Annotated in this window: 9 protein-coding genes; 3 read left to right on the forward strand and 6 right to left on the reverse strand. The window is 63.5% G+C overall.

Annotated features, from left to right (window positions below):
* Both PMN64_RS39805 and PMN64_RS39810 read right to left on the reverse strand, forming a co-directional pair.
* Window positions 1–660, reverse strand: a 660-nt coding sequence (locus PMN64_RS39805) for a Rieske 2Fe-2S domain-containing protein (protein ID WP_411784698.1), incomplete at its 3' end; no start/stop codon positions are given.
* 12 nt (window positions 661–672) lie between these two features.
* The gene (locus tag PMN64_RS39810; protein WP_411784699.1) at window positions 673–999 is read right to left on the reverse strand and encodes a hypothetical protein; all 327 of its coding nucleotides are present in this window, start codon (window positions 997–999) and stop codon (window positions 673–675) included.
* A gap of 206 nt (window positions 1,000–1,205) precedes the next feature.
* On the opposite strand from PMN64_RS39810, the gene PMN64_RS39815 reads away from it, so the two are divergent.
* Window positions 1,206–1,700, forward strand: coding sequence for a MarR family winged helix-turn-helix transcriptional regulator (locus PMN64_RS39815; protein WP_411784700.1), 495 nt, complete (start codon window positions 1,206–1,208; stop codon window positions 1,698–1,700).
* Window positions 1,701–1,721: 21 nt separating this feature from the next.
* On the opposite strand, the gene PMN64_RS39820 is transcribed toward PMN64_RS39815, so the two are convergent.
* The 4 genes from PMN64_RS39820 to PMN64_RS39835 are packed head-to-tail and all read right to left on the reverse strand — an operon-like array spanning window position 1,722 to window position 6,911.
* Window positions 1,722–2,915 (reverse strand): CaiB/BaiF CoA transferase family protein, encoded by a 1,194-nt coding sequence (locus PMN64_RS39820; RefSeq protein WP_411784701.1) that lies wholly within the window; start codon window positions 2,913–2,915, stop codon window positions 1,722–1,724.
* Window positions 2,916–2,925: 10 nt separating this feature from the next.
* A complete protein-coding gene (locus tag PMN64_RS39825) occupies window positions 2,926–5,163 on the reverse strand; it encodes an acyl-CoA dehydrogenase family protein (protein WP_411784702.1) in 2,238 nt (745 codons plus the stop codon).
* 14 nt (window positions 5,164–5,177) lie between these two features.
* Complete coding sequence (locus tag PMN64_RS39830; RefSeq protein ID WP_244482432.1) at window positions 5,178–5,987, reverse strand: enoyl-CoA hydratase/isomerase family protein; 810 nt, start codon at window positions 5,985–5,987, stop codon at window positions 5,178–5,180.
* Between the two features lie 57 nt (window positions 5,988–6,044).
* Entirely contained in the window at window positions 6,045–6,911 is an 867-nt protein-coding gene (locus PMN64_RS39835) for a FadR/GntR family transcriptional regulator (RefSeq protein ID WP_411784703.1), read from the reverse strand.
* Window positions 6,912–6,993: 82 nt separating this feature from the next.
* On the opposite strand from PMN64_RS39835, the gene PMN64_RS39840 reads away from it, so the two are divergent.
* Together PMN64_RS39840 and PMN64_RS39845 are read left to right on the forward strand one after the other, a co-directional pair.
* On the forward strand, window positions 6,994–8,133 hold the full coding sequence (locus tag PMN64_RS39840; RefSeq protein ID WP_411784704.1) for an acyl-CoA dehydrogenase family protein: 1,140 nt from the start codon (window positions 6,994–6,996) through the stop codon (window positions 8,131–8,133).
* Between the two features lie 56 nt (window positions 8,134–8,189).
* Complete coding sequence (locus tag PMN64_RS39845; RefSeq protein WP_157341938.1) at window positions 8,190–9,389, forward strand: ABC transporter substrate-binding protein; 1,200 nt, start codon at window positions 8,190–8,192, stop codon at window positions 9,387–9,389.
* Window positions 9,390–9,858: the final 469 nt, after the last annotated feature.

The following is a 9,858-nucleotide window of genomic DNA, read 5'->3' on the forward strand; positions in this document are numbered from 1 at the left end:
GGCGATGCTCATGCCGAAATCCTGCTTGATGCATTCGAAGGTGGGGCGCAGGTCGCGCTTCTGGATCCAGGCGCTCGTCGTGCCCTGCGCATCCAGCCGTCCATGGAGCAGCGGCGCGTGCGCCGAATCGATCTCGCCCTCGACCGCCTGCAGCCAATTGCACTCCTGGACGCGAACCGAGATGTGCACCTGCTCGGCCGGCACGAGATTCCATTCGAGGTTCGGCAACGGCGGAAGCTCGGCCTGGTCCGGACCCATATAGGTCCAGATCATCCCGTTGCGCTCCTTGCAGGGATAGGCCTTGATCCGCACCCGCTCCTTGAGGCGGCTGCGCACCGGCTCTGCCGGCATGTCAGTCACGGCACCGGTGACGTCGAATTTCCAGCCGTGATAGACGCAGCGCAGCCCGCAATCCTCGTTTCTTGCGAAGACCAGCGGCGCTCCGCGATGCGGACAGGCCTGGTCGACCAATCCGACGCGGCCCTCGGTGTCGCGGAAGGCGACCAGATCCTCGCCCAGCAGCCGGATGCGCTTCGGTTGCCCGTCCTTGTTGAGATCCGCCGACGGCAGGAATGGAATCCAGTAAAGGCGAAAGAGGTCGCCGAGCAGCGTGCCCTTGCCGACCCTCACCAGGCGTTCATTGTCTTCGCGCGAGAGCATGGTTTGCCTCCTTCAATTGCGTTTGGCCGGGCCCGTCGCGCCGCCGAGAAGCGTGGCGACACGGTCAGACAGTCCGAGATCCTGAGCGGTCCAAAGCGGATCGGATGCGGTGAGCGGCTTGCGTGGGATCGGAGGCTGCTTGCCCTCCTCCACCAGGCGGACGATCAATTCGATGCGGCGCCGCTCGAGCTCGCGCAGAGCCTCCTCGACGACGGAGGCTTCCGCCTTGCACCCCGGCAGCTCCGGATAGGCAAGGCGAACCCGCCACTGCCCCGGCTCGGTTTCGACCGCCTCCGCCTCAAGCAAATAGGGAATCGACAGCAGCTCACGCAGGTCCAAGTTCAACCTCCCTGAACGACGTCTACGCATCATCATTTGATACGTATACGTACTACATAGCTGGAGGGCTGGCAAGAGCCGAGGGCGCGATCCATCGCGCGCGGAACAGACTTGGACCGCGGTTTGCCACAGGGTTGAGGACGTCAGGCCAAGCTGCTAACGGCTAAGGCGAATTCGAAACATCGCAGCTGGGGTTCAACGACGGCATGGCAGCCGACAAGGGTATGAAGACGAACTCGGCCACGGACATCGCGCGCGACTGGCAACTCGAAGGTGGCGTCGGATTTCTGCTACGGCTGCTGGAGGCCCGCTACGACGGTCTCTACCAAAGCATGACGCGCCAGAGCGATATCACACCGCGGCAGTTCGGCGTGCTGATGGCGCTGTATCAGTTGGGTCCCCTCACCCCCTCAGTATTGGCGGAGCGGATCAGTTGCGACCGCAACACGCTGAGCGAGATGCTGAAGCGCATGGTCGCGCGCCGGCTGGTATCCAAGAAGGACAATCCGGACGACCGCCGCTCGCTCCAGGTACAGATCACCGCCAAGGGAGAGGAAGCGCTTCTGGCCGTCATTCCGGCCGCCGCCGAGCTGCAAAACATCATGCTGGCTCCCTTGCGCAAGGAAGACCGCGCGCATTTCCTGAAATGCTTGCTCGCGATCGCGAAGGCTCCGCCGCCAGAGGCTCCGACCGATACCTGAGGTCGCCGACGCGCGGCCCTCCTAGGCCGGCGGCTTTCCAAATGTGCCGGCGGCAGCAAGTGCGGCGATTGCGTCGGGCGACAATCCCAGGATCCGCGACAACACATCATCCCGCTGCGCGCCGATCCCGGGAACGCGGCTTCCCATCGCCGTATCGGCCCCGGACATCTGCCATGGCGCATTGACGCCGACGAAGTCGCCGGCGCCATCCGAGACGGTCCCAAACACCCCACGTTGACGCAAATGGGCATCGGTCAGCGCCGCGCCCGGCGTCCGGTACTCGGCGCAGGGAACACCGGCGCGGTCCAGCGCCGCGATGCATTCAGCAACGGTATGGCGCTCCGTCCATTTCTCGATCACCTGCATCATGGCGGTCCAATTGGCGCCGCGCGCCGGAATGGTCGAAAAGCGGGGCTCGTTCACCAGCTCTTGCTGCCCAGTCACCTCGCACAGCGCCGCGAAATTACGCGGCGTGACCGGGGCGATCAGGATATCGCCGTCGCGCGTGCGGACCGGCCCATAGGTCGGGCGCGGCGCACGGATCGGGAATTGCGCTTCCTGAAGTTCATAGACCAGCAGATTCAGCATGCAGTCCATCAAGGCTACATCGACGCGCTGTCCTTTCCCGGTGCGCGTACGCTGGACCATCGCGGTCTGGATCGCGGAATAGCCGAAGATACCGCCGAGGATATCGGCGACAAAAATAGCGCCCGGCGCGGGACGCTCCCGGTCGCCGGCATAGCGCATCAGGGAGTGATCGAATCCACTCTCGGCATGCACGATCATCGCATAAGCCGCGCGCTCGGCGGCTGGGCCTGACTGGCCATAACCCGAGATCGAGCAATAGATGAGGCGCGGGTTGATCTCGCGAAGCGTCTCGTAGCCAAGGCCGAGGCGGTCCATCACGCCAGGGCGGAAATTCTCGACGAGAATGTCCGCCTCCGCGACCATGCGATGTACGAGCCTGATGGCGTCGGCATTCTTCAGGTCCAGCGCCAGGCTACGCTTGCCGGCATTGAGCTGGCCGAAATAGGTGCTGTGGCCTTCGCGCAGCGGCGTTCGCAACCGCATGTCGTCCCCTTCCGGAGGCTCGATCTTGATGACCTCGGCGCCGACGTCGGCGAGCAGCCGCGCGCAATACGGCCCCGCCACCATGATCGAGAAATCGAGCACGCGCACGCCGGCGAGCGGCGCCCTGTCGCCATTCTTCTGCATCCGATCTCTCCTATCTCGGCATCCCGAGCGCGCGTTGCGCGATCAGACTGCGCTGAATCTCATTGGTCCCGATGCTGATGACCCACATCAGCGAATGCCGCAGGTTTTGCTCGAAGCGACCGTTGTCTATCGCGCCCGGCATCTGCTCGGACAGCGCGGCACGCATGCCAAGGATGTCGAGCGCGGCCTCGCCGAAGCGCTCCATCAGCTCACCGGAAAACACCTTGCTGATCGCGCCATATTCCGGCGGCGTCACGCCGTCGTCGGCAAGTTCGGCGCAATGCATCATCAAGAGCCGGCCGATCTCGATCTCTGACGCCAGGGTCGCCATCCTGTCGCGGATAATTGGATCATCAGCGAGAGACCGATCACCTTGCTTCGCCATCACATGCAAACGCAGCTGCTCGAAGGCGTGCGCGACCTTCAGGACGATCCCGCCACCGACCAGCCCGCGCTCGAAGGCCAGCGCGCCGGTCAACACTTTCCAACCGCCATTGACCCCGCCAACCAGGTTCTCGGAGGGGATACGGACATTATCGTAGAAGATGTTGGCAAACGTGCCATCATACATGGTAGCAGACGGACGGACCGTGATGCCCGGCGAATCCATCGGCACGATGAACATGCTGATGCCCGCGTGCGGCGGCTTCGCGTCCTTGTCGGTCCGCGCGGCGAGGAACATGTATTTGCCCCACCAGGTGGTGGTCCAGATCTTCTGGCCGTTGATCACCCAGTGATCGCCGTCCCTGGCCGCACTGGTGCGCAGCGCCGCAAGGTCCGACCCTGCCTGCGGCTCGCTGTAGCCCATACCGTGCATCGCTTCGCCACGCAGGATTTCCGGAAGGTATTTCTGCTGCTGCGCTGCCGTGCCAAACATCATCAGCGCATTGGCCTGGATCGCCGCGCCGATTCGCGGCGCCTCGCCCCGCTCCATCGTCTCCATGAAGGCGATCTGCTCCAGCGGCGATCGCGCCTGGCCGCCGAATTGCTTTGGCCATCCAAGACCGATCCATCCGGTCTCACCGATGTCGCGGGCGAAGCCGGCATCGAACTCACGCTTGGCGAACGGCCTTGCGTCGAATGCTTGCTTCGTATCTCCAGTCCAGTTTTGCTCGAGCCAGAGCCGGATCTGATCACGAAACGCATTCCCAGCCGACCCGAGGTCATATTGCGGCAGCCCGACGCCGCCCGCATCCAGCAGCCGCGCTGCCAGCCCGCTCTTGGCATCCGAGGCGCCGCCGAGCGCGACCGTATCGAGATGCACGCGCTTGAAGTGGATTGGCGCCTCGTGCTCTTCGGCATAGCCGATGGCACCGAACGTATGCTGGATCTCCAGCGACACCTGCCGCAGCGCATGACCGGAGAACGCCGATGCGCAATCAGCGAAGTAGCGCCAGCCGCCCTCGCCGCCATCATGCAGTCTGGCGGCATGGTCGAGGATCAACCTGACGCCTTCTAGCGCGATCAGGCAGTCGGCCAGCTTGTGCTGGATGGCCTGGAACCTGCCGATCGGCTGCCCGAACTGGTGCCGCTCCTTGGCATAGTCCACGGCGAGCTCAAAGGCACGCCGCGCCGCGCCGTGAGCGCGCGCGGTCAACATCGCTCTGCCCTTGATACGGAGATGGTCGAGATCGACCGTCCCTGCGGGAATGCGCGTGAGCGGCGCTTCGTTCAGCCGGACCTCATAGAGCCCCCACGCTCCCATCGCGCGAGTTGCGACGCACTCGACACCGGGACCATCAAGATTGATCAGCGCAAGTTGGGCCTGGTCTAGAACGACCAGAAGATGCGTCGCGCCTCCGGCAGCCTCGACAAAACGAAGCGTGCCCTTTGCCTTGAGGTCCGCGACCTCAACCGCTCCTGTGCCGGCGTCCGGATCCAGCGCGCCGAATGAGAAGGCAACGGTAGCCTTCGCGGACTGCAGCCGATCCAGCAGGTCCACTGCGACGTCGACCTGCGATCCGGAGATCGCAAGATTGGCGAGCGCCGCAGACCACATCGGCGCCGGACAGCCGGCCCGGCCGAGTTCCGCCATGACGATGAGGATTTCGGCGAGCCCGCCTTCGCCGCTCTCCGCACCGAGCGCGGCGACGCCCAGCCCAACGAGCTTGCGCCAGATCGCCGACACCTCTTCCGGCAAGGACGACGCGGTCAAACCGAGTGGACGCCAATGCTCCTCCAGAAAACCGCGCAAGGAATCGCGCAGCACTCCCGCGACATCGTCATTCGACGCTTCGATCGCCGCCATGGTGAAGCCCCGCGCTATGCCTGGCCGAACCTGGGCTTCCGCTTCTCCTTGAACGACATAGTCGCTTCCTTGTGGTCCGCAGTCTCGAACGTCACCTGCTCCAGCGCCATCGACGCCTCCAGCAGCATGTTGACCCGCTCCTTGACGATCTGGTTGATCGACAGCTTGGTCCAGCGAATGGCCCAGGTCGGACCGTTCGCGAGTTCGACCGCGATCGCACGGGCCTTGGCCAACACCTCCGCGCGCGGCGCGACATGATTGACCAGCCCGATCCGCTCCGCCTCATTTCCCTTCAGGAGCGTGCCGCGGATCAGGAATTCCTTGGCCTTGTTGATGCCGATCAGCAGCGGCCAGATCACGGTGCCGCCGTCGCCCGCGACCAGGCCGACGCGCGAGACATGGGTGTCGCCGATCCGCGCGTCTTCCGCCATCACCGTGATGTCGCAAAGCAGCGCATGGGTAGCCGCAAGGCCGATGGCGTCGCCATTGATCGCCGCGATGATGGGCTTGTCGAGCTCGAGCTGTCGGGTGACTCCGCGGCGGCTGATCATGGGATCATGTACCTCGCCCTCTTCGAGCACATCGCCGCCAGGCCGCTCGGACATCGCCTTGACGTCGCCACCAACGCTGAAGAAGTCGCCGGCGCCGGTCAGCACCACAGCATTAACGGCATGATCGTCGGCGAGGTCGTCCCAGATCGTGCGCAACTCCCGGATCAGCTTCTGATTGATGGCATTGCGCGCCTGCGGGCGGTTCAAGGTCACGGTCGCGACCTTGTCCGCGACCTCGACCGTCAGGCATTCATACTTGGCGTAATTGGACACGTTTGCCTCCATTGTTTCGCTGTTTGAGTTGTTGATTATTGGCAACTCAGGCGCGCGCTAGCGGCGCATCCCGGGCTGCACATCCGCCAATGCGACGTGAAGCGACATGGCGCCCGGATCCTGCTCGAGCATGCGTTGCACGGATTCCAGATGCGATCGCAGCAATCGGCTCGCCAGATCGACGTTCCGTTCGCTGAGCGCCGCCAGGAATTGCCGCCGCTTTTCCGCCAGCCGCGCCATCGCGACCCCGCTCGAGGCGACCTTGGCGTAGACGAAGCGCATGTGGATCTCAGTCACCGAGTCCACGATCATCGCAATCACCTTGTTGCCGCTCGAGGCCGCCAGCAGCTTGTAGAACTCGCGCGAACATTCGACCCGGTCGAGCAGCCGGCCTTCCTTCGTCGCAAGCTCCGTCCGCTCGATATTGGCTTCCAATGCATCGAGATCGGCCCGGCGGGCATTGGCACAAGCCAGCTGCACCACGAGGTCGAGGACGTGGACCCGCGCCTCCGACAATTCCCGCACCGAAATCGTGCCGAGGCTCAGCATGTCGCGCATGACCTCGTTCATGCGGCGGGTGTCGCCCTGCTGGATGAAGGCGCCGCCCTTGACGCCCTTCTGCAGCCGGAGCACGCCGGCCATTTCGAGGCTGCGCAGCGCTTCCCGCAGCACGTTGCGACTGACCCCGAGCTGTTGCGCAAGTTCGCGCTCGGCCGGCAGCTTGTCGCCGGGCTTCAGCACGCCGAGCGCCAGTTGCTCGCGAATGCGCTCGCAGATCTCCTCGAACGTCCGCCTGGTGTGAATTGGCTTGAATGTCGGCGCGACCGGGGAGCCGACCGCACGATGATCGGAGACCCGATCCCGGCGGCTCGGCGAGGCGGCACGGGAGCGCTGCGGCGCGCGAGGGCTTGACTTGGTGCTCATGCGGTGGATTATTAAATGGATCACCCATTCAATGGAAGCCCCTTTTTTGGCTTTCCGCAAAGAAAACAAACCGGGAGTTCGTATGAGTTTTTCCGAGGAGCAGGTCGCGTTCCGCGACAACGTGCGCAGGATGGTCGCGAGGCACGTGGCGCCGATCGCCGCCGAGATCGACGAAACCGACCGCTTCCCGCTCGAGCTGGTCAAGCTGTTCGGCGAAATGGGGCTGATGCAGCTCTGGGTGCCGGAACGCTATGGCGGCCCGAACGGCAACCTGACCATGGCCTGTATCGCGCGCGAGGAGATCTCGAAGGTCTCGCCCGCCTGCGCGTCGATCGCGGCACTCAACACCATGTTCATCATGCCGCTAATGCATTTCGGCTCGGAGGAGCAGCGCAGGAAATATCTGCCGATCATCGCCGAGGGCGGCGTGGTCACGGCGATCGCAATCTCGGAGCCGCAGGCCGGCTCAGATGTCGCCGCGCTGAATACCCGCGCCCGCAAGGACGGAGAAAGCTATGTGCTGAATGGCCGCAAGCAGTGGTGCAGCTATGGTGTCGCCGCCGACTACATCGTGGTCATGGCGCGAACCAGTGACGGCGCCGGTGCGGACGGCATCAGCGCCTTCATCGTCGAGCCGAAGAAAATGCCGGGCATCACGTTCGGGCGCCACGAGCGCAAGATGGGCTTTCGCGGCGCGCCCAACACGCCGATCTTCTTCGACAATGTCCGGGTCCCCGCCGAAAACCTTGTCGGCGAGGAAGGCAGGGGCTTTCGCGCGTCGATGCGCGCGCTCGACCTCAACCGGCCGACCATCGGCGCGCAATCCGTTGGCCTTGCCCAGGGCGCACTGGATGCCTGCGTCGCTTACGCCAAGGAGCGCAAGCAATTCAAAAAGCCGATCGCCGAGTTCCAGGGCGTGCAGTTCATGCTCGCCGACATGGCCATGCAGATCGAGGCGGCCCGCGCACTGGTCTACGAATGTGCCCGCGCCGGCGATGCCGGCGACTGGAAGCGGCTCAACGTGCTTGCCAGCATGGCCAAATGCGTCGGCAGCGACATGGCGATGAAGGTGACGACCGACGCGGTCCAGATCTTCGGCGGCTATGGCTACACGATGGACTATCCGGTCGAACGCATGATGCGCGATGCCAAGCTGACCCAGATTTTTGAAGGCACCAACCAGATCCAGCGCGTGGTGATCGCCCGCGAGCTGCTGCGATAGTGCAGATCGATTTCAAGAAGATACAATTACCGGGAGGAACGACCTTGAACCATATCATGAACCGGGCGCTGATAGCCGGCGCGCTGTCAGCACTCCTGGCGGTACCTGCCTATGCTCAGAAAGCCTACGGTCCCGGTGCCAGCGATACCGAGATCAAGCTCGGCCAATCGACGCCGCTGAGTGGCCCCGCATCCGCGTTCGGCGCGGGCGCCGGGCGGGCGGTGGTCGGCTACTTTGAGATGCTGAACGCCAAAGGCGGCATCAACGGCCGCAAGATCAACTTCACGCAGCTCGACAATGCCTACAGCGCGCCGAAAGCCGTCGAACAATCACGCAAGCTGATCGAGGACATCGGCATATTGGCCGAGGTCGGCACGATCGGTACCGCGCCCAACGTCGCGATCCAGAAGTACCTGAACGCCAAGCAGGTGCCGCAACTCTTCATTACCGCCGGCGGACGCCGCTTCAACGATCCCAAGGCATTTCCCTGGACTATCCCGCTCTATCCCGACTTCGAAACCGAAGGCCGCGTCGTCGCCAAGTACATCCTGACGGCAAAGCCAGACGCCAGGATCGGCGTCCTCTATCAGAATGACGACTATGGCAAGGACTACCTCAAGGGTCTCCGCGCCGGCCTCGGTCCGAAGGCCGAGTTGATCGTCGCCCAGGCTTCCTACGAGCTCGCCGATCCGACGATCGACTCGCAGATCGTCCAGCTGAAGGCCGCCGGTGTCGACACCCTGATCGAGCAGTCGTCGTCGAAGGCAGCCGCGCAATCGATCCGCAAGGTTTACGAGCTCGGCTGGAAGCCGCTGCACGTGATCGGCGGCTCGACCGCATCGGTCGAAACTATCCTGAAGCCCGCAGGCCTCGAAGCATCGAAAAGGCTGGTCACAACGCAATTCCTCAAGCAACCGGGCGACCCAGCCTGGGCCAATGATGAGGAAGTCAAGGCCTACAAGGAGTTCTTGAAGGCGTATGCACCTTCAGCCAATCCGGACGATTATTCTGTGCTCGTTGCCTATATGAACGTGCACGCCGTGGAGCTGGCTCTGCGCAAATGCGGCGACGACCTGACCCGCGAGAACCTCATGAAGCAGGCGACCTCGCTCAATGGCGAGCGATTGCCGATGATGCTCCCAGGCGTCGCGATCAGCACCCGGCCCGGAGACTACACGCCCTTCAGAACTCTGCGGATTGCGACATTTGACGGAGAAAGCTGGTCCTTGACCGGCGCCCCTCTATCGGCCGACTAGACCACACTGTCGGCGAGAGCGACCAAGGCTGTCGCTAGGTCAGGACAACAGCCGGGCCCGGTTAAAACTAACCGAGCAGCCATGTTCCATCACCGGAAGGCACTGGTGGTGGTGATGGGCCAGCGAGTCTGCACAGAGCGTTATCTCTGGAACCTCAGCGGCGGTGCCAATGCGTCACCGGGCCGGACGTCAGGGTCGGGCCCCAAACCCTGTCGGAGTGAGGCACGCAGCAAAAAGTGTGATGGCCATTGATTGCCGGATCCCACTTGAAAAGAGCACAAGCCCTTTTCGAGGTGGGAAATCAGGCGCGGGACTAGGTGGCGACGGGAACCCCGTAGAACTTAGCTGGGTTAGACACCAGTATCTTGTGCTGCTGCTGAACATCGACGGTATACTTGGCGAGCCCATCGAGGATCTCACCGACGTCCGGGACAGTGGCAGCGTCGTAGAGACCGACATGGGGCCAGTC

This window comes from Bradyrhizobium sp. UFLA01-814 (assembly GCF_046718885.1).
Lineage (GTDB): Bacteria > Pseudomonadota > Alphaproteobacteria > Rhizobiales > Xanthobacteraceae > Bradyrhizobium > Bradyrhizobium elkanii.